23 protein-coding genes are annotated in these 26307 nt (G+C 66.9%); 5 read left to right on the forward strand and 18 right to left on the reverse strand.

Features of this window, described 5'->3' with window-relative positions:
- Positions 1 to 31: 31 nt before the first annotated feature.
- Positions 32 to 1227, reverse strand: a protein-coding gene (locus PY310_RS12045; protein WP_275214626.1) for an IS3 family transposase whose coding sequence is annotated in 2 segments (ribosomal slippage) — positions 32 to 960 and positions 960 to 1227 — 1197 coding nt in all. Because the reading frame shifts where the segments join, the coding sequence is not laid out codon by codon here.
- Positions 1228 to 1521: 294 nt separating this feature from the next.
- Between PY310_RS12045 and PY310_RS12050 the strand changes: the two genes are divergently transcribed.
- From PY310_RS12050 to PY310_RS12060, 3 genes are all read left to right on the forward strand, one after another.
- Positions 1522 to 3270 (forward strand): pyruvate dehydrogenase, encoded by a 1749-nt coding sequence (locus tag PY310_RS12050; protein ID WP_275214627.1) that lies wholly within the window; start codon positions 1522 to 1524, stop codon positions 3268 to 3270.
- Between the two features lie 170 nt (positions 3271 to 3440).
- A complete protein-coding gene (locus tag PY310_RS12055; RefSeq protein WP_275214769.1) occupies positions 3441 to 4721 on the forward strand; it encodes a serpin family protein in 1281 nt (426 codons plus the stop codon).
- 428 nt (positions 4722 to 5149) lie between these two features.
- Positions 5150 to 6394 carry an IS110 family RNA-guided transposase gene (locus tag PY310_RS12060; protein WP_275214628.1) on the forward strand — a complete coding sequence of 415 codons (1245 nt, stop codon included), beginning with the start codon at positions 5150 to 5152 and terminating at the stop codon, positions 6392 to 6394.
- A 91-nt stretch (positions 6395 to 6485) separates the two neighbouring features.
- On the opposite strand, the gene PY310_RS12065 is transcribed toward PY310_RS12060, so the two are convergent.
- The 6 genes from PY310_RS12065 to PY310_RS12090 all read right to left on the reverse strand — a co-directional run bounded on the left by PY310_RS12065 (position 6486) and on the right by PY310_RS12090 (position 12301).
- Positions 6486 to 7367, reverse strand: a complete 882-nt coding sequence (locus tag PY310_RS12065) for a hydroxymethylpyrimidine/phosphomethylpyrimidine kinase (protein WP_275214629.1) — start codon at positions 7365 to 7367, stop codon at positions 6486 to 6488.
- A 31-nt stretch (positions 7368 to 7398) separates the two neighbouring features.
- The gene (gene rsgA / locus PY310_RS12070) at positions 7399 to 8568 is read right to left on the reverse strand and encodes a ribosome small subunit-dependent GTPase A (protein ID WP_275214630.1); all 1170 of its coding nucleotides are present in this window, start codon (positions 8566 to 8568) and stop codon (positions 7399 to 7401) included.
- A gap of 315 nt (positions 8569 to 8883) precedes the next feature.
- The gene (eda, locus tag PY310_RS12075; RefSeq protein ID WP_275214631.1) at positions 8884 to 9513 is read right to left on the reverse strand and encodes a bifunctional 4-hydroxy-2-oxoglutarate aldolase/2-dehydro-3-deoxy-phosphogluconate aldolase; all 630 of its coding nucleotides are present in this window, start codon (positions 9511 to 9513) and stop codon (positions 8884 to 8886) included.
- A 15-nt stretch (positions 9514 to 9528) separates the two neighbouring features.
- A complete protein-coding gene (locus tag PY310_RS12080; RefSeq protein ID WP_275214632.1) occupies positions 9529 to 10515 on the reverse strand; it encodes a PfkB family carbohydrate kinase in 987 nt (328 codons plus the stop codon).
- Positions 10516 to 10705: 190 nt separating this feature from the next.
- Complete coding sequence (locus PY310_RS12085) at positions 10706 to 11623, reverse strand: TIGR01777 family oxidoreductase (RefSeq protein WP_275214633.1); 918 nt, start codon at positions 11621 to 11623, stop codon at positions 10706 to 10708.
- Between the two features lie 18 nt (positions 11624 to 11641).
- Positions 11642 to 12301: a TetR/AcrR family transcriptional regulator gene (locus PY310_RS12090; RefSeq protein ID WP_275214634.1), complete on the reverse strand. Its 660-nt coding sequence runs from the start codon at positions 12299 to 12301 to the stop codon at positions 11642 to 11644.
- A gap of 181 nt (positions 12302 to 12482) precedes the next feature.
- Between PY310_RS12090 and PY310_RS12095 the strand changes: the two genes are divergently transcribed.
- On the forward strand, positions 12483 to 13241 hold the full coding sequence (locus tag PY310_RS12095) for a queuosine precursor transporter (RefSeq protein WP_275214635.1): 759 nt from the start codon (positions 12483 to 12485) through the stop codon (positions 13239 to 13241).
- A 57-nt stretch (positions 13242 to 13298) separates the two neighbouring features.
- Here PY310_RS12095 and PY310_RS12100 read toward each other — a convergent pair whose 3' ends face one another.
- The 6 genes from PY310_RS12100 to PY310_RS12125 all read right to left on the reverse strand — a co-directional run bounded on the left by PY310_RS12100 (position 13299) and on the right by PY310_RS12125 (position 18858).
- A complete protein-coding gene (locus PY310_RS12100; protein ID WP_275214636.1) occupies positions 13299 to 14048 on the reverse strand; it encodes a dienelactone hydrolase family protein in 750 nt (249 codons plus the stop codon).
- A 35-nt stretch (positions 14049 to 14083) separates the two neighbouring features.
- On the reverse strand, positions 14084 to 15370 hold the full coding sequence (gene tgt, locus PY310_RS12105; protein ID WP_275214637.1) for a tRNA guanosine(34) transglycosylase Tgt: 1287 nt from the start codon (positions 15368 to 15370) through the stop codon (positions 14084 to 14086).
- 33 nt (positions 15371 to 15403) lie between these two features.
- On the reverse strand, positions 15404 to 16129 hold the full coding sequence (locus tag PY310_RS12110) for an SRPBCC family protein (protein ID WP_275214638.1): 726 nt from the start codon (positions 16127 to 16129) through the stop codon (positions 15404 to 15406).
- 90 nt (positions 16130 to 16219) lie between these two features.
- Positions 16220 to 17389: a DUF6707 family protein gene (locus tag PY310_RS12115; RefSeq protein ID WP_275214639.1), complete on the reverse strand. Its 1170-nt coding sequence runs from the start codon at positions 17387 to 17389 to the stop codon at positions 16220 to 16222.
- Positions 17390 to 17475: 86 nt separating this feature from the next.
- Positions 17476 to 18015 (reverse strand): NUDIX hydrolase family protein, encoded by a 540-nt coding sequence (locus PY310_RS12120; protein ID WP_164202427.1) that lies wholly within the window; start codon positions 18013 to 18015, stop codon positions 17476 to 17478.
- Between the two features lie 90 nt (positions 18016 to 18105).
- Positions 18106 to 18858: a VOC family protein gene (locus PY310_RS12125; RefSeq protein WP_275214640.1), complete on the reverse strand. Its 753-nt coding sequence runs from the start codon at positions 18856 to 18858 to the stop codon at positions 18106 to 18108.
- Between the two features lie 83 nt (positions 18859 to 18941).
- Here PY310_RS12125 and PY310_RS12130 point away from each other — a divergent pair, with 83 nt between their 5' ends.
- Positions 18942 to 19547, forward strand: a complete 606-nt coding sequence (locus tag PY310_RS12130) for a YdeI/OmpD-associated family protein (RefSeq protein ID WP_275214641.1) — start codon at positions 18942 to 18944, stop codon at positions 19545 to 19547.
- Between the two features lie 58 nt (positions 19548 to 19605).
- On the opposite strand, the gene PY310_RS12135 is transcribed toward PY310_RS12130, so the two are convergent.
- The 5 genes from PY310_RS12135 to efeO all read right to left on the reverse strand — a co-directional run bounded on the left by PY310_RS12135 (position 19606) and on the right by efeO (position 26287).
- Positions 19606 to 20763, reverse strand: a complete 1158-nt coding sequence (locus PY310_RS12135; RefSeq protein WP_275214642.1) for an ABC transporter ATP-binding protein — start codon at positions 20761 to 20763, stop codon at positions 19606 to 19608.
- Positions 20760 to 22352, reverse strand: coding sequence for an ABC transporter permease (locus PY310_RS12140; RefSeq protein WP_275214643.1), 1593 nt, complete (start codon positions 22350 to 22352; stop codon positions 20760 to 20762). Before PY310_RS12140 ends, PY310_RS12135 begins: the two co-directional genes overlap by 4 nt.
- A 4-nt stretch (positions 22353 to 22356) precedes the next feature.
- Positions 22357 to 23415 (reverse strand): iron ABC transporter substrate-binding protein, encoded by a 1059-nt coding sequence (locus PY310_RS12145; protein ID WP_275214644.1) that lies wholly within the window; start codon positions 23413 to 23415, stop codon positions 22357 to 22359.
- 251 nt (positions 23416 to 23666) lie between these two features.
- Positions 23667 to 25094, reverse strand: a complete 1428-nt coding sequence (gene efeB, locus PY310_RS12150; RefSeq protein WP_275214645.1) for an iron uptake transporter deferrochelatase/peroxidase subunit — start codon at positions 25092 to 25094, stop codon at positions 23667 to 23669.
- Positions 25091 to 26287: an iron uptake system protein EfeO gene (gene efeO / locus PY310_RS12155; protein ID WP_275214646.1), complete on the reverse strand. Its 1197-nt coding sequence runs from the start codon at positions 26285 to 26287 to the stop codon at positions 25091 to 25093. Before efeO ends, efeB begins: the two co-directional genes overlap by 4 nt.
- Positions 26288 to 26307: the final 20 nt, after the last annotated feature.

Raw genomic sequence — 26307 nt, forward strand, 5'->3', positions numbered from 1 at the left:
CTGGGGTTACCCGCAAATCGTGGACAGTCGATCAGGCGGCTTGTGCCGGCTGAGGTTTATCCGTGGTGAGGAGTCGTTCGTGTTCCACGGGTGTGGTGTAGCCGATGGCTGAGTGGAGCCGGGCACGGTTGTAGAACTCCTCGATCCAGCGGCCGGTTGCCCGGATTGCGTCGTGCCTGGTTGCCCAGCGTCGCCGGTCGTAAAACTCGGTTTTCAGGGTGGACCAGAACGATTCCTGCATGGCGTTGTCCCAGCACACCCCTGTCCGGCCGACGGACTGTTGGATGCCTAACCCGGTGCAGACATCGTTGAGCTGGGTCGAGGTGTACTGGGTGCCGCGGTCGGCGTGGAACACGACGCCGGTCGGGCCTGCGCCGCGCAGGATGTAGGCCATACGCAGTGCCCGTTCGACCAGGGCGGTGGTCTGGGTTGAGTCCATCGCCCATCCGAGCACGCGTCGGGAGCAGGCGTCCCGGACAGCGCACAGATACACCCAGCCTTCATCGGTGCGCAGGTAGGTGATGTCTGAGATCCAGACCGCGTCCAGGGCCCCGGTGTCCCATTTCCTGGCCACCAGGTCCGGGATGGAATGGACTCGTGCCTCACCGATCGGCGCTATCGGCCGGAAACGCCGCGGAGAGATCCCTTCCAGGCCCTGCCGGCGCATTGAGGATGCCACGGTCTTCCGGTCAACGCCGGTCCCGTTCCTGGCCAGGGCCGCCTGGACCCGAGGGGCCCCGTAGATCCCGGACGAATCCGCATGAGCCCGCCTGACCTTCGCATCCAGTTCCGCCCGGGCAATGGCCCGCTCCGACTCCTCGGAGCTTCGTCGGCGCCAAGCGTAGTACCCGGACCGGGACACCCCCAAGAGCCGGGCCATTCGCTGGACCGGGTAGTTAGCCTTCTCCGCCTCCATCAGCTCGAAGCATTCCGATTCTGCTGCTTGGAAGCGAAGAAGGCTGCGGCTTTTCCCAGGAACTCGTTATCCATCCGCAGCTGTGCGTTTTCCCGCCGCAAACGCTCCAGCTCGGAGTTCCCTGCCTCCGCTGCCGCGGATTCCTCTGGAGCGGCCAGCCGTGCCCGTTCCTGGGCAACCCACCGGCCCAGCAGCTGCTCACCCAGGCCCAGTTCGCGGGCCACCGGCGCGACCGGCCTGCCCGTGTCAATCACAAGGCGGGCAGCCTCCCGCCGATACTCCGGGGTGAATTTTCGTCGTGTCGTGCTCACAAGAACACCTTCCCGCAGAATCCAAGGATCCCGCTACTTCAGGTGTCCATCAACAGAGGTTAACCCCACGTCGGGATCAACCTGCCCGAGACCAAAACACCCCAAAAACAAGCCCAGTGACTCCACACAGCTTGACAACTAACGCGTCAGGGGTTTTTCTGCGTTAAGTGAGAGAGCGTTCCGGCTGGGTCCTGACGTGCGCGCACGCGGCGGGACTATATTGGCCCTGTCGGCTCATCAACAGCCAGCTCTTCAACCAGCCAGCCCTTCAACCTGATCGCGGGAGTGTGCACCATGGCCAAAGAACTCGCCAACCAGCTCATCGAACAACTCCAGGCTGCCGGCGTGCAGCGGATTTACGGGATCGTGGGCGACAGCCTCAACCCGATTGTTGATGCCGTCCGGCAAACGGGAGGCGCCAAGGAGGGCGGGATCGACTGGGCCCACGTCCGGCACGAAGAGGCGGCAGCCTTCGCCGCAGCAGCCGAGGCCCAGCTGACCGGCAAACTGGCTGTCTGCGCCGGATCCTGCGGGCCCGGCAACCTGCACCTGATCAACGGCCTGTACGACGCGAACCGTTCCGGGGCGCCCGTCCTGGCCATCGCCTCGCACATCCCCAGCAAGCAGATCGGCAGCAGCTTCTTCCAGGAAACCCACCCTGACCGGCTCTTCAACGAATGCTCCGTCTACTCGGAAATGGTGAGCACCGCCGAGCAGGCGCCCCGCGTGGTGCACAGCGCCATCCAGCACGCCCTTGGGCTCGGCGGCGTGGCTGTGGTGACGCTCCCCGGCGATATTGCCGGGCTGGAAGCGACCGCACCGACGCCCCTCCCGGCCACCTTCCGGCGCGCCACACTGACGCCTGACCCGGCAAGTGTGCAGGAACTGGCGGATGCGATCAACAACGCCGGGAAGGTGGCGATCTTCGCCGGGGCCGGGGTGGAGGGTGCCCACGATGAGCTGATCGCACTCGCGGAACTTATCAACGCCCCGATCGGCCACTCCCTCCGCGGCAAGGACTTCGTCCAGTACAACAACCCCTTCGACATCGGCATGACCGGTCTGCTGGGCTACGGCGCTGCCGCCGAGGGGATCGAGGACGCCGACCTGCTGATCCTGCTGGGCACCGACTTCCCCTACGACCAGTTCCTGCCGGAAACCCGCACCGCCCAGGTGGACCGGGCCGCCCACCGGCTGGGCCGGCGCACGGATGTGGACGTCGCTGTCCACGGCGACGTGCTGCCCACCCTGGCCGCGCTGATGCCCTTGCTGAAGCCCAAGAAAAGCCGCCGGTTCCTTGACCAGATGCTCAAGAAGCACGACAGGCTGATGAACAAATCCGTCCGTGCCTACACCCGCAAAGTGGAGAAGAAGCAGCCCATCCACCCTGAATACGCGGCATCACTCCTCGATCAGGTTGCGGCGGAGGACGCCATTTTCACCGCGGACACCGGCATGTGCAACGTCTGGACGGCCCGCTACATCAATCCGCTGGGCACCCGCCGGCTGATCGGCTCGTACCTGCACGGTTCCATGGCCAATGCCCTGCCGCACGCCATCGGCGCCCAGCTGGCCTACCCCGGGCGCCAGGTGGTCTCGGTTTCCGGCGACGGCGGCCTGTCGATGCTGCTGGGCGAACTCATCACGGTGGCCGCACACAAACTGCCCGTCAACGTGGTGGTTTTCAACAACTCCACCCTGGGCATGGTCAAGCTCGAGATGCTGGTGGACGGACTGCCCGATTTCGGCGTTGACGTGCCCGACGCCGATTACGCCGCGGTGGCACGGGCGCTGGGTTTCCACGCCGTGCGGGTCGCCGATCCGGCGCTCATCGAGGGGGCCTACCGGGCGGCATTTGCCCATCCCGGCCCCTCGCTGGTGGAGCTCATCACCGATCCGCAGGCGCTCTCGCTGCCGCCGAAGATCTCCGGTACGCAGGTGCTGGGGTTCGCGACGGCTATGTCCAAGGTGGTGCTGAACCGCGGTGCCGGCGAGGCGGTCAGCATGGCGCGGAGCAACCTGCGGAACATTCCGCGGCGCTAAGCCCGGGTCCGGTGCGTCCGCCAGCGCCCGCGCGTCGCGTGAGACGGAAATGAGCGCAAAGCGTGACCCTGCCGCGCTCGCCGTGGACCGCCGTCGCTAATTGACTGGGAGGAGGCGGATTCCCGCCTGATGCGCCGGGGGAGGCAACGGAAGTGTTTCGTTTACAGCGGATGATGGCGTTCGGCGCGGTGCTGGCAGTGGCAGGATGCGCGGCCCCGGCCCCGGCCCCGGCCCCGCCGGAGCTGGTCACGGCCGACGGCGTTGAACGGGTTTCGGTGGACCGCGCCTCCTACGCCACTGAACTGCGCGCCTTCCGGGCGTCCGCATTCGTCCTCGGTTCGGCACTGCTGACCGACGGCCGCGACGGTCCGAGCGGGAACGTGGTCTCCTCACCCGGCAGCCTGCTGGTGGCCCTCGCCATGCTGCGGGCCGGAGCGTCCGGCGGTACGGCCGCCGAGATGGACGCCGTCCTGCAATTCCCTGCGGCGAGGCGCGATGAGGCGATGAACGCGGTTCTCGCCTCGCTTGAGAAGTTCGACGGCGACCCCGGCTCCGTGGATGAGGAGAACCCGCCGCGGAAACCGGTGATGCACGCAGCGAACGGACTGTTCGTGGACAGGGGCGTGCCCGCCGGGAAGTCCTTCCTGGACACCCTCGCCCGGCACTACGGGACCGGCGTGTACCCCGTGAACTTCAGCGATGAGGGTACAACCAAGCCGGCCATGGATGCGTGGGTGAACCGGAACACCGGCGGGCGGATCAAGGAAGCGCCCGCAAAGTATGACCCCCGGAACACGTTCAGCCTGCTCAATTCCCTGTACTTCGCCGCCGCCTGGAGAGCGCCGTTCGACCCGAACAACTCCTCCGATCTGCCCTTCACCACAGCCGCCGGTGAGGAGATCGATGTGCCGGCCATGCACAACGAACTCAGGATGAAATATGCGGAAGGTGCCGGCTGGCAGGGGGTTGACCTTCCCTACGCGGACGGTTTTGTTATGCGGTTGGTCCTGCCGGAACGCTCATCCGATGCCGCCGGCCGCCCCGTCCCTGCGGACTTCGGTCCGGCGAAGCTCACAGAAATCGCCGACGCCTTGGATGCTGCCCGGCCGGCCTCCGTGCAGATCCAGCTGCCCCGCTGGGACCACAAGTCCAGTTTTGACCTGCGGAAGGTTTTCGACTCCCTCGGCCTGCAGACGATGCTCAACACCACGGAAGACTTCAACACCATCCAGCAACAGATGATGATCACCCAGGCCGCCCAGGCAGCGAACATCACGGTCGCCGAGAAGGGCACCGTTGCCGCCGCGGTAACTCAGATCAACGGCATGGTGACCGGTGCCCCGCCGGAGCCCGAGCGGAGCATCGACTTCAACCGGCCGTTCCACTACCAGGTTGTGCATGTGGAGACCGGCCTGCCCCTGTTCATGGGAACGGTGGCCGACCCGCGGTAGCGGCGCTGTGCGGCACGGCCCGCCGTCGTCCGTTTGCCGGACGCTCTCTCACTTAATGCAGGAAAATCGACGGCCGCACGCTCGCTCACTTTCCCGGAGATAGTGAGCGAGCGTTGTCGAAAAACCCACATTAAGTGAGTTTCTCAGGGGCGCTGCGCTCCGCCGTGGGGGCCGAAAATGTATTGCTGCCGGGAACCTTTGCTGTGTCTGGGCTGCCGGAGCAGACTGGAGAGTGTGTTCCGGTCGACCCCGGTCTCTCTTTAGTGCCGGTGAGCCTGTAAGTGAGTTTGGTGGTGGAGGGCACAGCTTTTTGTCCGCGGGACCGTGGAATGTTGCCGTTGAGCACGAATGTCAGATTTGTTGTTTATCCGCCTTCCCCGGGACACAGACGCTATCTGTTGGAACCGGTCGAGGAAGGGTGGGCTCTCATGGAGGTCATTCACCCGCGCTGCGCGGGTATCGATATTTCAAAGAAGGACGCGAAGGTCTGTGTCCGCATCCAGGGCCGCGGCGGCCGGTCCACCACATCCACCGTCACGACCTGGGGCTCAATGACGGGGCAGATCCTGGGGCTGAAGGAACACCTGCTGGACGAGCACGTGGATCTGGTGGTCATGGAGGCCACCGGTGATTACTGGCGCCCCTTCTACTACCTGCTTGAAGGCGACGGGCTGAACATCATCCTGGTCAACGCCCATGACGCCAGGAACGTCCCGGGCCGCAAAACCGACGTTTCCGACGCTGCCTGGCTGGCCGACCTGGGCGCCCACGGGCTGGTCCGGGCCTCCTTCGTGCCCCCGCCACCGATCCGTGAACTGCGGGACCTGACCCGGGCCCGGACCATCATCACCCAGGAACGGACCCGGGAGATCCAGCGCCTGGAGAAACTCCTCGAGGACGCCTGCATCAAACTATCCTCGGTAGCTTCGAACATCACCGGGGTCTCCGGACGCCTGATCCTGCAAGCACTCATCGACGGGCAGACCGACCCGGCGGTCCTGGCGGAGATGGCCCAACGCCGGTTGCGGTCCAAAATCCCTGAACTCACCCAAGCACTCACCGGCCGCTTCAGCGCACACCACCGCTACATGACCGAACTGTATCTGCACCGCATTGATGCCCACACCGCCGACATCAACGACCTCAGCGCCAGGATCGAGGCGGCGATGGAGCCCTTTCGTTTCGCCCGGGAGCTCCTCGTGAGCATCCCGGGGTTCAGCACCACCATCGCGGAAGTCTTCATCGCCGAAACCGGGGCCGACATGAGCATGTTCCCCACCGCAGGGCACCTGGCATCCTGGGCCGGCACCTCCCCGGGATCCAACGAATCCGCCGGACGGGTAAAATCCACCAAAACACGGCCCGGCGACCGGTACCTCAAAGGCGCGCTGGGCATCGCTGCCCTATCCTGCGCGAGATCGAAGAACACCTACTTCAGCGCCAGATACGTCCGCGTCGCCTCCCGGCGGGGACCCGCCAAAGCCCTTGTCGCCGTCGAACACTCCATCCTCACCGCAGCCTGGCACATGCTCACCACCGGCGAACTCTACAACGACCCCGGCGCCGACTACTTCACCCGACAGGCACCAGCCAAGACCAAAGCCCGCGCCGTACGACAACTAGAATCCCTCGGCTACCAAGTCACCCTCGAACCCCTACAACAGGCCGGATAACACCCATCACCCCACGCCCCCCGCCGTGCTCACCCAATTTTCATGTCAGAGAGCGTCCTCGGGTGGGGTGGGGTGGGGAGTGGTGGGGTGGCTAGCGCGCGCCGCCCTGCCAGAGGGCGTCGAACGGGGCTCCGGAGGCCACACGGTTCCGGATCCCTGCCGTGACAAAGGCCTTGGCGGTCCGCGCAGCCTCGAGCGGCGCGGCGCCCTTGGCCAGTTCGGCCGTCACCGCGGCGGCCAGCGAGCAGCCGGCACCGGACACGGCCACCTCGCCCACTTTGGGGGCGCTGAGGACCTCGAGGGTCGCGCCATCGTAGTAAACGTCGACGGCGTCCGGTCCTGACAGCCGCACCCCGCCCTTGGCGAGCACCACGGCCCCGCTGAGCTCATGGATGCGGATGGCCGCGGCCTTCAGGGACTCGACGTCGGTGATCACCAGGCCGGACAGCGATTCCGCTTCAAAGTGGTTGGGCGTGACGAACGTGGCCAGCGGCAGGATTTCCGCTTTGAGGGCCTGGTCCGTGTCCAGCGCGTGGCCGGGTTCCTGGCCTTTGCAGATCAGCACCGGATCCAGCACCACGTTCCGGAAGTCACCCGCCGCCAGGGCTGCTGCCACGGTGCCAATGGTCGCAGGGCTTCCCAGCACGCCGATCTTGACGGTATCCAGGACCGGGCGGCCCGGCTCAGTCCCGCCGGAGGGCGCCCCGGCAGCGGCGCCGTACGCCGCCGTCGTGGCTTCCAGCTGGTCCGCGATCACCTGCTGCTCCATGGGCACAAACCGGTGGTTCCAGTTGTCGTTGGGGTCGAAGGAGACGATGCAGGTGAGGTTGGCGATGCCAAAGACGCCCAGCTCCTGGAACGTCTTCAGGTCAGCCTGGGCGCCGGCGCCGCCGGTGGCTTCGGAGCCTGCGATCGTGAGGACGACGGCGGGGGACTGGGCGGGGGACTGGGCGGCGGTTGAAGCAAAGGTCATGGATCCATCCTGCCATCCGCCACCCGGTGGCTCAGCGCCGCTTCCGCTTTGAGCGCTGTTCCTCCTCCCGCTCTGATCTGGCCCGTTCTGCTGAACGCTGGGATTTTCCCCCGCCCACCACTTTCTGGTGCCACTCGCGCTGATAGGCGCGGGTGGCTGCGGCATCCTTGCGGCGGGCCAGCGCGGCCTGTTCGCGTTGGAGTTTCCGGTAGTTGTTCCAGCGGCGGTCATCGAGCGTGCCGTCAGAGAGGGCGGCCTGCACAGCGCAGCCGGGTTCGTGCTGGTGGGCGCAATCGGAAAACCGGCAGAGGTGGCCAAGCTCCTCCACGTCCCCGAACATCTGCTGCATCCCGTCGTCGGCGTCGAACAGCCCGAACCCGCGGACGCCGGGCGTGTCCATGAGGACCGTGCCGTCCGCCAGCGGCACCAGTTCCCGCGACGTGGTGGTGTGCTTGCCCCTGAAATCACCGGCCCGGACCTCGCCGGTGTGCTGCACGTTGTGGCCAACCAGGGCATTGATCAGGGTGGATTTACCTGCCCCGGAGGGCCCCAGCAGGACAAGCGTGCTGCGCGGGGGCAGATGTGCCAGCAGGTTATCGATCCCGTCCCCGTTCTCCGCCGATGTGGTGACCACATCAACCCCTGCCGCCTGCAGGATGACCTCCCCGACGACGTCGTCCGCCACGCGCGCCAAGTCGGCCTTGGTGATAATCACCAGGGGAACGGCGCCGGAATCCCAGGCGGCGACGAGGGTCCGTTCGAGCCGGTTGTGAGTGAGCGGCCGGTCAACCGGGACCACGACGCCGATCACGTCCATGTTCGCAGCAAGGACCTGGGCGGCCGAGGAGTCCTCGAAGGCACGCTTCCGGCTAAGCTCCGAATGCCGGGGCAGCACGCTGAGGATCTGGCGGTCACCCGCACGGTTGGGTCCCACCCACACCCAGTCGCCCGTGACCGGCACATCCGCATCAAGCGGGTAGGGGAGGTGCAGGAGCTCCATGCCCACAGCCACCAGGATCAGGCTGCGGTCAACCCGCACCACGCGGCCGGGCTCGCAGGGATTGTCCGCGCTGGAGGCGGGTGCGGGGTTTTCGGCGAAGTGCCGCGCTACGGCCGGGTTGTAGCCGTAAAGGGTTGGGCCGGCGATGCCGGAGGCGGACGTAACAGGACTGGCCAGGCCGGGGCCTGAAGAATTTTTCACTGTGTGATACCTCGGGAAGGAGCCCCCTGGCACCGGCCACTAGCGGGCAAGGCCCAAGGGTGTGGCATCCCGCGGGCAGTGCCCTATGCGGTACGGAAGCTGGGGGCGGGGGTGGTTATTTTGATGGTTTCGGGGCGCCGAGGGCGCACGGCAATGGCAATCATCTAAAACACCTCCCTTCCCGCTGCGGTCCGGTCGACGTGGAAACCGGACTGGCTTCCACTGTAGCTTCCGTCCGAGGCTTTCCGCCATGGTTTTTCGCATGGCTTTCGCCTGTGGCTTTCCCGGTCCGAATCTCGCCCGGAGGCCCGTGAACTAGCCCCGGCTGAGACCGGCAGCATCGTGTGCGAGCCTGGTGATCTGCTCCCAGTCATTGCTCTCGACGGCTGCGCGCGGGGTCAGCCAGCTGCCGCCCACACAGGAGACATTCGCCAGCTTGAGGTAAGACGGCGCTGAGTCCAGGCTGACGCCGCCGGTGGGGCAGAACCGCACCTGCGGGATGGGAGCTCCGATGGCGGCTAGGTAGTCCGGGCCCCCGGCGGGCCCTGCCGGGAAGAATTTCATGGCCGTCAGACCCCGTTCGAGGACAGCCATCACCTCGCCCACGGTGGCCACGCCGGGGAGGACCGGGATGTTCAGCCGCAGCATGTGGTCCAGCAGTGCCGGTGTTACCCCGGGGCTCACCAGGAACTGCGCACCGGCTCCCGCCGCGGCGTCGGCCTGCGCGGGTGTGAGGATGGTGCCGGCCCCCACCAGGATGTCCGGCACCTCGGTGGCGATCCGCTTCAGCGATTCGAGGGCGCTGCCGGTCCGGAGCGTGAGCTCGATGATCCGCACGCCGCCGTCGGCCAGTGCCCGGGCCACGGGAACCGCGTGCTGTGGGTCGGCGATGGTGACGACGGGAATTACGGGGGAAACGTGCAGGACGCTGGTTGCGTCAGCCATGGGTGATCTCTTTTCTCAGGCCGTCCAGCCCGTCGGTGTCGATGATGCGGTACCAGTGATTCCTGCATGGGCTTGGGTCTGCGCCAGGGTGGGGATAAAGCCTGTACCGCCCTTGCCGCCCACGACCAGTGACGCTGCCGCGGCACCGTACCGGGCCGCCACGGGGAGCGAGTCGCCGAAGACCATCCGGGCGGTCAGGGTGCCGACGAACGCATCGCCGGCTCCGGTCTGGTCCACCACCGCGGGGGCCGGAATGGCGTCGATCCACGAGCCATCCAGGCCTTCGCCTTCGAGCTGGATGCCCTCGGCCCCGCAGGTCACGGCAACGTTTGCGGCGCCGAGGCTCCGGAGCTTCGCCGCCGCCTCTTCCGCCGTACTGCAGCCCAGGAGCGCGGACGTTTCGGACGGGAACGACGGCGTGACCAGGAAGGTGCGCGGCGCAAGTTCCAGCAGGGCCGCCGTCGCGTCCTCCGCGGACGTGAGCCGGGGGCGGAAGTTCGGATCGAAGACGAAGCGCCGGGCAAGGCCGGCCGCCTTCACCACGGCAGCGCGGGACGACGCGGAGATGGCGCAGGCGATGCCGCCTGCCACCACCGCCCCGGCAGCGGCGAAAACTGCAGGATCGACGTCGTCGGGGCCCAGGCTGGAACCGACGCTGCCGCTGCGGGCGTAAGAGAATTCGCGCTGCCCCTCCGGGTCGCAGTGCACCAGGTAAACGCCCTGCTGTCCCGTCCGGAATGTCAGCAGGGCGGGGGAAATGCCGAGTTCAACAACCCGGGCGGCGATGGCCTTGCCGAGGTCGTCGTCGGTCAGCGCCGAGAGCAGGCCAACGCGGGCGCCGGCTGCCGCAGCGGCCGCCGCGACGTTGAGGGCGTCCCCGGAGATGCCGAGCTGGGCCGGGACGCCGTGGGCGAACGCGACGTCCGTGGCGACCTCTACGAGGATTTCGCCCATCACGATGACGTCGAACGGCGTGGCGGGATTTTGTGTTGGCTTGTTCACCAGTCATGCACCGATCCGTCGAGCCGCCGGTTGATCGGCAGGTATTTGTCGTAGGGGAAGCGGCCGTCGGCTTCCTCGTTGAACTTTACGCCGAGGACTGGACGCCAGGCTCAGGCGCCGATCTCGACTTCGTCACGCGTGGTCACCAGGCGTACTACCGCCAGCCGTCCGATGGCGGCGCAGGCGCCCGTCACGGCCGGCCTTTGGTGATGCTGAGCAGGGCGCGCCCCAGCTCGGGCTGCCGGAAGATGAACCCGGCGTCGATCAGCTTTTGCGGCTGCACCCACCGGCTTTTCAGCACCAGTTCGGTTTCGGTGCGGATCAGGACCGCGCCCAGGCGCAGCAGCCACTCCGGCGTGGGGATGCCCAGCCTGGCACCGTACGCCCGCCGGACCAGCCGCATCAGTTCGCGGTTGCCCACCACGTCCGGCGAGGCAGCATTCACCGGGCCCGAAATGTCAGTCCGTGCGTGCAGGAAGCGGACGGCACGGTACAGATCTTCCACATGAATCCAGCTGAACTTCTGGCCTCCCGGGCCCATGTGCCCGCCCAGGCCGAGCCGCGCCAGGGTGGCGAAAGGGCGCAGCGCACCGCCGCCAGGTCCCAGCACGATGGCGATCCGCAGCGGAATCTTCCGGGTGCCGGGCGTGTCCGCCGCAGCCAGGGCAGCTTCCCAGGCCCGAGCCACGTCCACGGAAAAGCCGCTGCCAAGTTCGCCGTCGGCCTCCGCTTGGGGCCGGTCGTCCGCGTGCCGGTAGATGGTGCCGGTGCTGGCGTTAAGCCAGCACGACGGCGGCGCCTGGCAGCGTGCCAGGGCGCGGCCAAGCGCCGCGGTGGTGGCAACGCGGGAATCGAGGATAGCGGCTTTGTTCCGCGCGTTGTAGCGGCAGTGGACGGAGCGTCCGGCGAGGTTCACCAGGAGATCGGTGCCGTCCAGCACCCGGGCGATGGCGCCGTCGCCGTTCCAGCCCGCCGACGTCGCCGTGCCGGTCGTGACCCGGCGGCCGATGGTGCGCACCGCCCAGCCGTCCCGCTCGAAGCGCGCGCGGAGGTACCTGCCGATAAAGCCCGAAGCTCCGGCGAGGACCACCGTCTGTGTTTTGATCATTTGTTCCCCCATGATGTTTCAGTTGCGGATGCTGCGGCTCAGGCTGAGGACATCGTCCAGAACCTTGTTGACGCCCGGAATTTTTGCGAGCGAGAGCCCCCGGGCGATCAGCGGGACGGCTCCGTCCACGAGTCTCCGGGTGCGGCGCTGGCCGTCCGAGGTGTCATACACCCAGAACAGGGCGATCCCCATGTAGCCCAGCCACAGCAGCTCGGGCAGGTCTGCGCGCAGCTTCTTCGGCGCGGGCGGACTGGCGCCTTCCACCGCCGCCCGGAAGATGCCCAGCGAGGCTTCACGGGCCTCCGTCGACTCTCCGGCGAACGGGTTGACCGGGGACGTCGGCCGGATGGCCGTGGCCACGAAGTCGGCGCCGAAGCGGTGGTAGGGCGCCATGACATCCAGGCCGGCGTGCAGCGTGGCCTTCAGCCTGCTGGCCAAGTCCTTGACTCCTTCGAGGGCTTCGTCCGCCTTGGCTGCATGCTCGGCCTGCACCCGGACGTAGAGTTCCTGGACCAGATCGTCCTTGGACGCGAAGTAGTAGTAGGCGTTGCCCACGGATACGCCCGCCTCCGCAGCGATGGCCCGCATGGTGGTCTTCTCAAACCCGATCTCCCGGAACATCCGCAGCGCCACGTCCGCAAGGCGTTGCTTGGTCTGCTCGCTCTTGACTGCTGCCACGGAACTCCCCTTTTTGAACACGTTCAGGGAATCGAGTATGCCACCTTTTTGAACATGTTCAAAAAGGTGGGCTCCGGACGGATGGGAGAATGGCGTGACAGTGCTAATACAGCCAGGCGTCCCGCGGTCAGTCTTCGGCTGAGGCGGATGCCCGAGCGAACCACTACGAACGGACACCCCCATGCCATCCCCCTCAGGCCCGCGCGTCCTGCCGGCCACAGTCCCCGCACACCCGGTTGCGAAATTCGCATCCATCGGCTCGCCCTACTTCGGCATCATGCTGGCCTCTATGGCCGTTGTGCTGATCCTGTCCAACATCGGCGCGTCAAAAGGCGTGGCGATCGGCCCGATCATCACCGACGGCGGCTTCTTCCTCTTCCCGCTCGCCTACATCCTGGGCGACGTGATCAGCGAGGTCTACGGCTTCAAAGTGGCGCGCAGGGCCATCTTCACCACCTTTGCGCTGTCCGTGTTCGCCTCGGTCTGCTATTGGGTGATCATCGCCCTGCCCGGCTTTGACGACGAGTTCGGCGCGTCCAAGCAGGCCGCCCTGGAGGGTGCACTGGGCCCGGTCCCGCAGATTGTGCTGGCTTCGCTGCTGGCGTTCCTGGCCGGGCAGACCATCAACTCCTGGATCCTGGTAAAGATGAAGGCCCGTTCCGGCGAAAGATCCCTGTGGGCACGGCTGATGGGATCCTCCGGCGCAGGCGAGTTCGTGGACACCCTGATCTTCTGCAGCATCGCCGCCTCCGTCATCGGCATCACGGACTTCGGCATGTTTGTGAACTACGTAGTGGTGGGCTTTGTGTACAAGACCCTCGTGGAGTTCCTGTTCGTCCCCGTGACGTCGCTGGTGATCGGCTGGATCAAGAAGCGCGAACCAAGCTACGGCGTCCCGAGCGCTTCGGTGACCAACGCCGCGGTAACCGGCGCCGCGTAGCTGCCGCCCGGCGTCGTACTTTTAGCCGCATCCGGGAGCAACCGATGGGGTGCGGCTCTAGGCCTTCAGCGTCCCGTCGAGGAGCGCGTGGAGCTCGGTGAAGTGCCGCTCGGTCGCCTCAGCATGGAACATGGACGTGTCTGCCATCGTGTAGCCGTGGGGTGCGCCCGCGTAGACCTCGTTGGAAGCCTCGAGTCCGGCGGCCTCGAGCGCCGAACCCAGGCGTGCGACGGCGTCGGAATCCATGCTTTGGTCATGGTCCGCATGGCCGAAAACGAAGCGGGCCTTGGCCTGGGGGAGCCCCAGATGCGGGCTGTCGGGGGTCTCCGTGGCGAGGCCGCCGCCATGGAAGCCGCCGCACGCGGCCACCACCTCGGGGTGGGCGGTGGCGGTGCGGACCGCGAGGCGGGCGCCCATGCAGTAGCCGAACGTGCCGATGGGACCCGCTGCGACGCCGTCGAGCTTTTCCAAGGCCGCAACCCACGCATCAATGTCCGGGAGGGCTTTCTCGGCGGTGAGGTGCCCGACCCGCGGGAAGGCTGCCTTCCCGGCGGCGGAACGGCCCTCCGGGGTGGTCATGTCCACCTTCGGTGCGAGTTCCGCGACGGTCCCGTCCCGATAGAAAACGTTGGGTGCCAGGACAATGTAGCCCCAGTCAGCGATGCGCTGCGCCATTTCCTCGATGCGCGGCCGCAGACCGAACGCGTCCATGTACAGGATGACGCCCGGGAACGGCCCGGTGCCGGTGGACGGACGGACAACAAGGGCCTCGGCGGTGCCTGCTGCAGCAGGGATCTCAATGAACATCTGGTCAGGATAACCGAGGCAACCGGGAACAACGCTCAGGAATAATACTGTGCCAGGGTCTCGGCCTTGAACTCGAAGAAGGTGCCGGCCTCGATGGCCAGCCGGGCGTCATCCACCATTTTCACCACAAAGCGTTCGTTGTGGATGGAGATCAAGGTGGCGGACAGCATCTCCTTGGCCTTGAACAGGTGGTGGATGTAGGCGCGGGAGTAGTTGGCGCAGGCGTAGCAGTCACAGCCTTCCTGCAGCGGGCCGAAGTCGCGTTTGTACTTGGCGCCGGAGAGGTTGTAGCGGCCGGTGGGGTGGTAGAACGCCGAGTTGCGGGCTACCCGGGTGGGGGAGACGCAGTCGAAGGTGTCCGCGCCGTTTTCGATGGCGGTGAAGATGTCGTCCGGCTCGGAGATGCCCAGCAGGTGCCGCGGCTTGTCCTCCGGCAGCTCCTCGTTGCACCAGCGCACAATGGTGCCCAGGTTCTCCTTCTCCAGCGCCCCGCCGATGCCGTACCCGTCGAAGTTCATCGCGCCCAGGTCCTGGCAGGCTTTGCGGCGCAGGTCCTCGTACTGGGCGCCCTGGATCACGCCGAACAGGGCCTGGTAGGGCTTTCCCTCCCGGGACGCGGTCAGCCGGAAGTGCTCGTCCAGGCAGCGGAGGGCCCACAGCCGGGTGCGTTCCAGAGATTCCTCCTGGTAGCCGCGGGAGTTCTGCAGGGTGGTCAGCTCGTCGAAGGCGAACATGATGTCCGCGCCGATCTGGTGCTGGACCTGCATGGAGATTTCCGGGGAGAACCGGTGCCGGTCTCCGTTCAGATGCGATTTGAACCAGACGCCGTCGTCGTCGATGTGGGCGAGGCGTTCCTTGCCGGGGGCCACGGCGTCGTCGGGGAGGGCCGCGTTCGCGGCAGACACAGTTTTCATGTCGATGACCTTCTTGAACCCGGACCCCAGGCTCATCACCTGGAACCCGCCGGAATCCGTGAAGGTGGGCCCGGCCCAGTTCATAAACGCGCCCAGGCCCCCGGCCTCATCCAGGATGTCCGCGCCCGGCTGGAGGTACAGGTGGTAGGCGTTGGCCAGGAGCGCCTGCGCCCCGAGCTCCGCCATGGACTCCGGCAGCACCGACTTCACCGTGGCTTTGGTTCCGACGGCGATGAAGGCCGGGGTGCGGATCTCGCCGTGCGGGGTGGTGATGGTGCCGGTGCGGCCCAGGAACTTGCCGCCGTTCTCCGCGACCTGGGCGTCCGACGGCGGACAGCTGTCAGCCAGGCGGGTGCCTACGGTGAAGGAGAACTGGGACTGCGGCTCGGAGGCGGGGTTTGCTGGCACCGTTACAGTGTGCCAGCAAACCCGGCCCAACCTTCAGCGGGCCGCCGTCTGTGTGGGGTAGTTCTCAGTCCGCCAGCCGTCCCAGGCCGAGCGGATGGAATCCAGTTTGCGGGCACCCAGGTCATACGTCGAGGCGATCACGATCGCACCGCCGTCGGGCCTGACATCCTCGATGACAGGCTGGTCCGCCACAATCAGCAGGCCATCGCCGTGTTCGGCGTAGCCGTGGACGGTCAGGCCCACCTGGTGGTTGCTCCGATACCAGACCTTGCCGCTGATTTCCTCACCGGTGGCCAGGGTCAGCTGGTACGGTTCGCCCGGCTTGGGAACATCAGACAAGCCCAGCTTTTCGATGGCGGAGCCGTGCCCTCCCGGCAGTTCGAAGAACAGGGTGTGCCTGTTGCCGTGCGGGTGGTGCTCCAGCGCGAAACGGAGCTGCTGGAGGAAGGTCAGCCAGCCCTGGGTGATGTCCTCGTCCCACGCGGCCCACTCGGAGTTGTGGTCCAGGGCGGCCCGGGTGACACTGACCTGCGTCCCGCCGGGCACGGGTTTGAGGTCGAAGACGTCGCCACCGTTGGTGGTGAGGCTCGTATGGTCCGGGGCCTCCACCACGCCCTTGCCAAAGTAGATCTGGTTGATCTCGGCCGGCAGCTCCTCAGTCTCCCAGCCATGCCACTGGGCCACCTTGGCGGGTTCGCGCAGCATGATCCAGACCTGCGGCGCATCAGCATTAATGACCACGCTCAGATTGTTCGTCATAGCCCGAATGTACAGCGCGTGCGCAGCTCCGGGTAGGGGGCAATTCCCCCATCAGGACACCCCCGGAGCAGACGCTCCAACCCTGACGGTTCAGGCGCGGACGGCCTCGAGTTCGTTGCTGATGCGGCGCTGCAGCTCGCCGAGGCCGATCGTTTCGGATCCGCCATGGGCCCGCAGGAAAAGCAGCGACTCCAGGCGCAGCAACCGCCACTCCCGCTCGGCCTCGTGATTGGAGTTGTCGATCGAGCGGAAGATCTCTTTGTCGTACAGGTTGGGTTCGTTCAGGGAGCGCTGGCGGACCTTGGCATTCATGCGCGCCTTGAACGGGTCTGTTTCCTGGTTCTCCGGCGTGCGGAGCAGCTTTTCGTAGACCTCGGCGCGCTCTTCCTGCCGGTCCTGGCGGCAGATGTAACTGGACAGCGCCAGCGACGCCTCCACCGAGGCCCACCGGCCCGGGTTGCCGTCGAACGGCAGGACGTTGAGCAGGTCCGCCACAGCCAGTGCGCCGTCCGGGTCCTTCAGCGTGATGAACAGTTCGTGGGCGAGGTCGCTGAGGTCCTTCAGGCAGCTGCCGGACTTGAAGTTGATGCCCTTCGCCAGCTTGTCCGCCAGCAGCAGCACACCCACCGCATCCGGGTGGGCCTCCGCCGCAGCTTCCACCACAGCCTCCGGTGTGCCGGCCGGCGCGGGGATCAGCGCGAGCTCGTCCGCAGACGGGCCGCTCACCGCGGGCGGAATGGCAGGCTGGGGAGGAACGACGACGGCGGGTGCTGTGGGTGCCGCGCCGCCGGTTGCGGCGGGCTGATTTCCTGGCTGTTCTGCGCCGCGCGCTGGTACGGCCATCGTTTCGGCACCCGTGGTTCCTGCGCCGGTGCCTTCCCGGTCGGTGCCTTCGCCGCCGTTCGCCTCGACTCCCGGCGCTTCCCCGGCAGTGGCCGCCTCGTGGGGGCCGCGGGCAGCGGCCTCATGCCCGGACGCTGCCGCCGGAAGCCGCGTGACGTCGTCGGGCCCTGCTTCCAGGCCACCTTGACTGACCGCGGTGTCCAGGACGTTGACGGTGGAGCCGGCCGCGATCCTGATGGTGCCGCCGCCGGTGAGGCTGGCCAGGATCACCGCAGCGACGCCGAAATCGTCGAATTCGAGCTCAACCCGCTCGATTTCGGCGGTGCGTCCGCCATCAGGAAGGAGGAGGTGATCGCCGGAAGTCAGAGATCCAGCCTGCGTTTCGCCGTAGTGCCGTGCGGCTGGGGTTTCGGTCATGGGGATCCTTAAATTCTCTTGCGGTCCGCCCTACAGTCTACTTAGCGGGGCGGGCCAAATCCGGGAGGGTGGGGACTCCGCGGGCCTCAGAAACCCACTCCGGCGAAGGCCAGCGCCTGCCGGACCAGGGCGCCGCGGCCGCCGCTGAATTCGAGCTGGACGCCGGGGCTCAGCACTTCTTCGGGGGTCATCCAGGTCAGTTCCAGGGCATCCTGGCGGGGCTCGCATTCGCCGGTGACGGGGATGACATAGGCCAGGGACACGGCGTGTTGGCGGTCGTCGGTGAAGCCCGTATGGGACGGAGCCGGGAAGTATTCGGCCACCGTGAACGGCACGGGGCTGATGGGGAGCTGCGGAAACGCCAGCGGGCCCAGGTCCTTCTCCATGTGCCGCAGGAGCGCCCCGCGGATGGTCTCCCGGTAGATCACCCGGCCCGATACCAGCGACCTGATCATGTTGCCGTCCTCATCGGCCTGCAGCAGCGTGCCGACCTCGTTCACGAACCCCAGCGGATCCAGCCTGACCGGTACGGCCTCCACGTAGATCATGGGAAGCCTCCCGCGCGCCTCGAAGAGGTCTTCCTCGGAGAGCCAGCCGGGATTGGGGTCAGGAGTGCGAACGTTCATGGTTAAGTTCTACCCCATCGGACGCGTCCGGGTCGGCGAGTGGTGAGCTCTCAGCGTAAAGCGGCCGTTTTAGTGCCGGGATCCCGCCGGTCAGTTGGGCCGCTGCGAGATCCAGAGGGTGGGCGGGACGTGGGCGGCCGGGTGGGTGCCCTCGGCGGCGTCGGGGGTAGCGGCGTCCGGGTTGGCTACGTGCAGGGTCCGGCCGAAGGCTTCCTCCGTTTCGCTGACTTCAAAGCCGGCTGCGGTAAGCCGCGCCCGCAAGGTGCCCGGATCGCCGTCGTACTCAAATCCCAAACCCGAGCGGGGGCCGCCCGACGCCGGGCGCACCATCAGCACACCGCCGTTCTTGGCGGTAAAGTCCGCGGTTTCGTCCGCATCCGGGACGGGACGGAACCGTGCGCCGATGTCCTGCAGCGTCATTGCGGCGGCGCCGGGATCGGCGGAGAACCAGACGCCGACGACGGCCAGGGCAGGGTCTGCGTCGGCGCAGTTCGCGCCGTGGGCGGCTTTGTCCGCCAGGAAGCTGAAGCCGTCGGTGCTGGTGATGCGGCACGACTCGCCGTGGGCTGCGGTGATGAGTTCCGCGGTGGTTTTCCCGGACTCTTCCGCGGCCAGGCCGGTGCGCCGGGCAAACTCGGCCAGGTCGCCCACCTCCACGCCAAGGGCCGTGGTGCCGTCGACGTCCTGTCCCGCCGCGGCGGTGTGCAGTGCCAGCCGCCCGGAGCCGGCGTCGAACTCCCGCCACGGGCCCTGGTCAACGGTCTTGACCAGGCCCAAGGCAATCAGGAGTTCTTCCCACCGTTCAGGGCGGGACGTGTAGTGGACGGGCCTGACACGCAGCATGGGTTTCTCCTCGAATCCGGGACAGCGCAACTACCGCCATCATGCCACCTCTTGAAACGGCTGGCACCGTGCAGAATAGGGCCATGGCGATTGAACTTGAGGAATTGCTGGTGCCGGATGCCGCAGCGTGGCGGAGGTGGCTGGAAGCCAACCACCGGGACAGTCCCGGGGTGTGGCTGGTCCTCCACAAGAAGGGCGGCGGTGTCACGGAACTCGATTACGACGCGGCCCTGGATGAGGCGCTCTGCTTTGGCTGGATTGACGGCCAGGTCATCAAGCGCGACGCCGGGAGCTACAGCCAGCGCATGACCCGCCGCGGCCCCAAAAGCGTTTGGTCGGCCAGGAATGTGGGGCACATCGCCCGTCTGGAAGCCGCCGGCAAGATGACCGACGCGGGGCGCGCCGCCGTCGAAAGCGCCAAGGCTGACGGCCGCTGGGAGGTGGCCTACTCGGGCCAGGCGGCGGCGGAGGTTCCACCGGACCTTGCCGCAGCGATCGCCGCCGATCCCGCCGCCCAGGCCATGTTCGATGTCCTCACGTCGGTGAACCGGTATGCCATGATCTACCGGACGAATTCGGTGAAACAGGCGGCCACCCGGGAACGGAAGATCGCAGGGTTTGTGGAGATGCTGGCCCGCGGTGAGGCGCCGTACCCGCAGAAGAGGAAGCCCGCCGCCCCGCCCAAGTAGGTAGCGCTAAGTGTCGTTTTGACCCCTCAAAACGACACTTAGCGCTACCTAGTTGGGTTTAGTCCTCCATAGGGAACGCGACCGCTTCGCCAACCACCCGCAGGCAGAGCTCCATGCCCGGCCGGGCAATGGAGGCGTTCCAGTGCCGGATGGTGATAATCTCGCCGCCGCCGGGGTAGCGGTGATCGCTGATGCCGGCCAGTTCGGGCGGCACCGAAAGTTTGAGCCGCACCGTGGTTTCGGGGCCGAAGTAGTCGGTATCCACCACCACGCCGCGGATGGGGCCGTCCTCGGCGATCCGGATCTGCTCAGGCCGCAGCATCAGCTGCACGCGGCCCTGCGACGGCGGCCGGCGCACCGGAATTGCGCCCAGCGAACACGTGCCGAGCGAACCTTCCATCCAGGCATCGAGGATGACGGCGTCGCCCAGGAACTCGGCCGTGGCCCGATCGGCGGGCCGGGTGTACACCACGAACGGATTGCCGATCTGGGCCAGTTTGCCGCCGCGCATGACGGCCACCTGGTCCGCGAAGGACAGCGCTTCAGCCTGGTCGTGGGTAACCAGGATGGTGGTGACGCCGGCCTCGCTCAGCACCTTGGCCACCGCCCGCCGCGTTGCCACCCGGAGCCCCGCGTCCAGGGCGGAGAACGGCTCGTCCAGCAGCATCAGTTCGGGTTCACGGGCCAGCGCCCGGGCCAGCGCAACCCGCTGCTGCTGACCGCCGGAGAGCTGGTGCGGGCGCCGTTTGGCCATGGCCGGATCCAGCGACACCATCTCCAGCAGTTCACTGATCCGGGCGGCCACTGCCCGGCGGCCGCCGGAAAGCTTGGCGGGGTCCAGGCCGAAGGCCACGTTCTGGCCCACCGTGAGGTGCGGGAAGAGGGCGCCGTCCTGGGCCACATATCCCACGTGGCGTTTATGGGCGGGGAGCCAGACGCCGTCGCCCGCAACCTTGACCCCGTTCAGCGAGATGCTGCCGGTGGCGGGGTGTTCAAAGCCGGCGATGAGCCGCAGCAGCGTTGTTTTCCCCGAGCCGGACGGGCCCACAATGGCGGTGGTGCCGCCCTTGGCCACGGACAGGTTGACGCCCTTGAGCACGGCCTGGGATCCGAAGTTCTTGGTGACGTCCGTGATCTGCAGGTGGCTGTTGGTGGAAGGCTCCACGGACGGCGCGATCCGGGGTTCCGGGAGGCGTGAGGGGGATTGTTCGGTCACTGTCCGGCCACTTTCTTGGACTGCTGGAAGAGGAGGTAGGTCATGGGCGCGGAGAGCAGGATCATCAGCAGGGCATAGGGGGCCGCGCCCGCATAATCGATTTCGCTGCTCTTGCTCCAGAATTCGGTGGCCAGGGTCCGGGTCCCGTTGGGTGAGAGCAGGAGCGTGGCGGTCAGCTCGTTGGCGATGGCCAGGAACACCAGGGCCGCGCCGCCGGCTGCGGCCGGGGCCGTGAGCCGCAGCGTCACCCGGATGAACGACTCCAGCGGCGGCTTGCCGAGGGCCTGCGCCGCTTCGTCAAGTTCCTTCGGGGCCTGCGCCAGCCCGGCGCGCAGGTTTACCAGTGCACGGGGCAGGAACAGCAGGACGTAGGCGGCCACCAGTAACCCGGCGCTTTGGTAGATGCCGGGGACCACCCGGATGCTGACCGTAACAAACGCAAGACCGACCACGATTCCGGGCATGGAACTGGTGACGTAGTTCGACAGTTCCAGGGACTTACTGAACCAACTGGGGTGCCGCACCGCAAGGAAGGCCATCGGAAACGCCACCACCGTGGTCACCACGGCGCCAGCCAGGCCGTAACCCAGGGTGGCAAGCAGGGCGGGCAGGAACTCGTCCGCCGCCCAGATGGCGGGGCCGCCCGCCGCGACCCACCGCAGGACCAGGAAGAGCGGCAGCCCGAAAGCCAACGCCGTCAGGGCGAGCAGGGCAAGCTGCGCCGGCCACTGATAGACATGCAGCGGCAGCCGCAGGGCTTTGGCCTGCGCGCCGGAGCCGATCCTGGCATAGCGGGCACTGCCGCGGCCCCGGACCTCCACCACCAGCAGGACCAGGCAGAGGAACACGAGCACGCTGGCCAGCATGTTGCCCGCCGTGCCGTTGAAGGTGGACTGGTACTGGATCATGATCGCCGTGGTGAAGGTGTCGAAGCGGATCATCGCGAAGGCGCCGTATTCGGCCAGCAGGTGCAGTGCCACGAGCAGCGCACCGCCGGTCATCGCGATCCGCAGCTGCGGTAGCACCACCCGGAAGAAGACCCGCCAGTTGCCCAGGCCCAGGGCAGCCGCGGACTGTTCGATCGCCGGATCCAGGCGGCTGAGCGTCGCCGCCGCGGGAATGTAGACCAGCGGGAAGTAGGAGAGCGTGGCGATTAGGACACCGGACCCCAGCCCTTCCAGTGAAGGCACGGCCGACACCCAGGCATAGCTGTTCACAAACGCGGGGATGGCCAGCGGCGCGGCAAGCAGAACCGCCCAGATTCTGTGGCCCCGCAGCCGCGTCCGCTCCACCAGCCACGCGCCGCCAACACCGATGATGAGGCAGAGCGGGACAGTGATCAGCATCAGCAGGACGGTGTTGAGCAGCAGCTCGCCCACCCTGGGGCGGAAGATGAGTTCGACGGCGGTGTCCCACCCGGTTGCCGCCGTCATGTAGACCACGTAGCCGAGGGGGATCAGGGAGAACAGGGCAATCAGCACAGCCAGGATGGACACCGTGGAAACGCCGAGAGGCGGGCGGGGGCTCTTGCCCCGGCCCGCCGTCGTCGTGCTCCCCGCCTTGGGGGGAGCCGATAGATCAGAGGTCACAGAATTACAGGAGTCCTGCCTTGGTCATCAGCTCGGTGACCTTGGCGGAGTTGAGCTTAGCCGGGTCCACGGTGGGAGCCTGCAGGTCCTTGACGGGAACCAGCTTGTCGTTGGCCGGAACATCAGAGGCGATGGCGTACTCGAAGGAGGTGCCGTTCTTGAGGACTTCCTGGCCCTTCTTGCCCGTGATGAACTTCAGGAAGGCCTGGGCCGCCGCTGCGTTCTTGGAGCTCTTCAGGACACCGCCACCGGACACGGAGAGGAAAGCGCCCGGGTCCTGGTTCTTGAAGTAGTACGGCGTGACGTTCTTGGAGTTCTCGCCGGTCTTGGCCTGATCGCCGTAGTAGTAGTAGTGGTAGATCAGCGCGGCGTCGACTTCGCCGGCGTTGACTGCCTTCATGGCGGTGCTGTTTCCCTTGTAGGCCTTGAAGTTTTCCTTCATGCCCTTCAGCCATTCTTCAGCGGCGGACTCACCCTTGAGCTCGAGCAGGGCAGCCACGATGGCCTGGAAGTCGGCGCCGGACGGTGAAGCGGCCCACTTGCCCTTCCACTCCGGCTTGGCCAGGTCCAGCATGGACTTGGGCAGCTGGTCGTCGCTGATCTTGGTCTTGTCGTACACCAGTACGGTGGAGCGGGCGGCGATGCCGGTCCACTTGCCGGTCGAGGGACGGAACTCCGCCGGCACCTGATCGATGGTGGCCTTGTCAACGTCGGCGAACAGGCCGGCGTTCTCAACCTGCGCCATGGCCGGGGAGTTTTCGGTGAGGAAAACGTCTGCCGGGGAGGCTGCGCCTTCCTGCACAATCTGGTTGGACAGTTCGGTGTCCGAGCCCTGGCGCATGGTCACCTTGACGCCGGTCTCAGCCGTGAACGCGTCCACCCATTCCTGGGTCAGGCTTTCGTGCTGGGCGTTGTAAACCGTGATTTCACCGGAGGCGGCACCAGCGGAGCCGGATGCGGAGCCTGAGGCTGCCGGGGTGGTGGAGCCGCCGCAGGCGGTCAGTCCGAGGGCTGCAGTGGCGGCGATGGCAATGCCCGCCAGGGCGCTGTTGCGGATCTTCATTGAGGGCTACTTTCTGGGGACAAAAGTTTGTGGACCCGGGGGTCTTGCGAACCGGGGTATCGGTGGCTCACTGGAGAAAACTGTAGGTTAGCCAAACCTAAGTCTCCAAGCGCGAAGAGCCTTAAGTGATCAGGATCACATGCATTACGAAACTATTGCGTGACGTAATTAGGGGATCTGGCTGGCCGGACGGCCGCGCGGGCTGGCATAACAGCCTGAACGAGCCTGCAGAGACTCCTTCCGCGCACCCATCAGGCGAAGAGGCCCTCGCCAACGAATCCGCCGGCCTGGATGCCTGGCGGGACAGCGGCCAACGCGGAGCCCGTGTGCTTGAGATACTCCAGGGCAAGCGTGTCCTGCTTTGCCATGGCGAGCTGCATGGGCACGTAGTGGGTGCGCGGATCCTTGACGAAGGCGATAAAGAACAACCCCGCATCGAGGTGGCCCAACCCGTCCGAACCGTCGGTGTAGTTGTAGCCGCGGCGGAGCATCCGCACGCCGCCGTTCTGGTCTGCGTGGGCCAGCCTGACATGTGAATCCATGCCGATCAGGGGCCTGCCGTGGTTGCCTTCGATGGCGAAATCCGGCGCAGTGAATTCCTTGCCTCCGGAAAGCGGCGCCCCGTCGGACTTGGTCCGCCCGATCAGCTGCTCCTGTTCCCGCAACGACGTCCGGTCCCAGATCTCGATGTGCATCCGGATCCGGCGTGCCACCAGGTAGCTGCCGCCCTCCATCCAGGCCTCTCCGGGGCGGGAGCCCGGCCCGGCCCAGACGTGGTCCTGAAGCAGTGAGGTGTCTTCGGCCCGGAGGTTGTTGGTGCCGTCCTTGAAGCCGAACAGGTTCCGCGGCGTCTGCTGGTCCCGGGAGGTGGAGGATGTGCGGCCGAAACCGAGCTGGGACCAGCGGACACGTACCCTGCCGAAGCCGATCCGCGCCAGGTTGCGGATGGCGTGGACTGCCACCTGCGGATCGTCCGCGCAGGCCTGGACAATGATGTCGCCGCCGCTGCGGTTGGGCTGCAGGTCATCGCCCGGGAAGTGGGGCAGATCGATCAGGGCTTCGGGGCGGCGGCCTTCGAGGCCAAACCGTGCGGCGCCGTCCTTCTCGAAGAGCCCTGCACCGAAGCCGAACGTCACGGTGAGATTCCCGGCGCTCAGGCCAAGGGCCTCGCCGGTGTCCTCGGGCGGTGCGTCATACGGGCCATCCACGGCCCCGGTGGTGCCGGTTTCCCGGCCCAGGGTCATTGCCTCGGCCGCCTGTGTCCAGTCCTTCAGGAGCCGGATAAGGGCGGCGCGATCCTCGGTAATGACGTCGAAGGCAGCCATGTGCAGCCGGTCCTGCGCGGCGGTGGTGATCCCGGCCTGGTTTGCCCCGTGGAACGGCACCGTATCGCCGGGTCCTGCCGGAATCGGCGCGGCGGCGGCGGCCAGCGTGTCCTGGCTGAGCAGCCCGGCGGCGAGACCGGCGAGGGCACCGGCACCCCCGGCGCCGGCAAGGGAGAGCAGCCCGCGCCGCGAAAGGCGCGACGCCGGGGCCTCCTGACCGTGCCCCGCTGCGGCCGGTGCGGCCGGTGCGGCCGCTGCGGAAGGGGCGGGGGTGGCCGCTGCTGAGGGTCCCTGGGTGGCGGAACCTGCCGCGCCGGCGTCGTGCGCGCCGCCCCTGAACGGGCAGCCCGTCACAGCACAACGCCGGCGGTGAGGTGGGACAACGGCTCCCCGAGGGCGTCCACCAGGGCGGCGAGCTTCCGGACCTGGTCCGGGCTCAGCTCGTTGTAATAGGCAAACCCTTCGCCGCGGGCATGCTGCTTCAGCTCGGCCTGGAGGGCAGTGAACTTCGTGTCCAGGGAGGTGGCGAGCTCGGGGTTTCTTCGCTCCAGCACGGGACGGAGGTTTTCGAACGCAATCCGGGCGCCGTCAACGTTGGCCTGGAAGTCCCAAAGGTCAGTGTGGGACCAGATCTCTTCCTCACCGGTGACCTTGCCGGTCGCCACCTCGTCCAGGAGTTCCTTGGCCCCGTTGCCGAGCTTGTCCGCCGTCAATTCCACAGTCCGGGTCCGGGAGGCCAGGTCCTCCGTGTCCGCCACCAGCTGGGCTGCCAGTGTTTGCCGTTCGGGGCCGGTCAGGGCGGGGAAGCCTGCCGGCGGGAAGAGATCCTTCTCGGCCCGGTGCCAGCCCGTCCATTCCTCACCGGGTGCGAGGTCTGCTTCGCGGGCGTCCAGCTTGGGGTCGAGGTCGCCGAAGGATTCGGCCACGGGTTCGATGCGTTCCCAATGCATGCGGGTTGCGGCGTAGAGATCACGGGCCTTGGCGGCGTCTCCGGCGGCGTACGCCGTGGCGAACTCCTTGGTTCCCGCCAGCAACTGCTCGGCCTGGTCCTTGACGTAGGACACGTACTGGGCGGTGCCCTGGTCCGTGAGCGCCTTGAGATTGGTGTCCACGGCCGGATTGTCGCCGGACTCGGTGACCTCGAACCCGGCGCGGATGCCGTCACCCGCCATGCCCGGCTTGCAGGCCGCGGTGTAGTTGCCGGCGGGGGCTGTCACGACGAGGTTGCGGGTCAGGCCAGGCCCGATGTTTTCCACCTCGGCGACGATCCTCAGCCCGTCTGCAGCCAGCAGATAGAACTCGGTGACCTGGGTGCCGTCGTTCTGGATGGCGAAGGTGATGTTGCCGCTCGTGGTGGTGTGGGTGGACAGTGTGCAGGCGTCCGCCGTGCTGGAGACCTTGACGGGACCGGCGGCCGGGACGGCGGTGTTGTCGGTGCAGGCGGTCAGGGTCAGCGGCAGTACTGCGGCGGCGAGGAGGGCTGCGTAGCTGAGCGTCCGCCTGGGGGAGTTGGGCAGGGGGAATTTGGGCGCGGAGAAGTTGGGCACGGGCGGATCCTTTGGGGTGT

It is taken from the genome of Pseudarthrobacter naphthalenicus (assembly GCF_029076445.1).
Lineage (GTDB): Bacteria > Actinomycetota > Actinomycetes > Actinomycetales > Micrococcaceae > Arthrobacter > Arthrobacter naphthalenicus.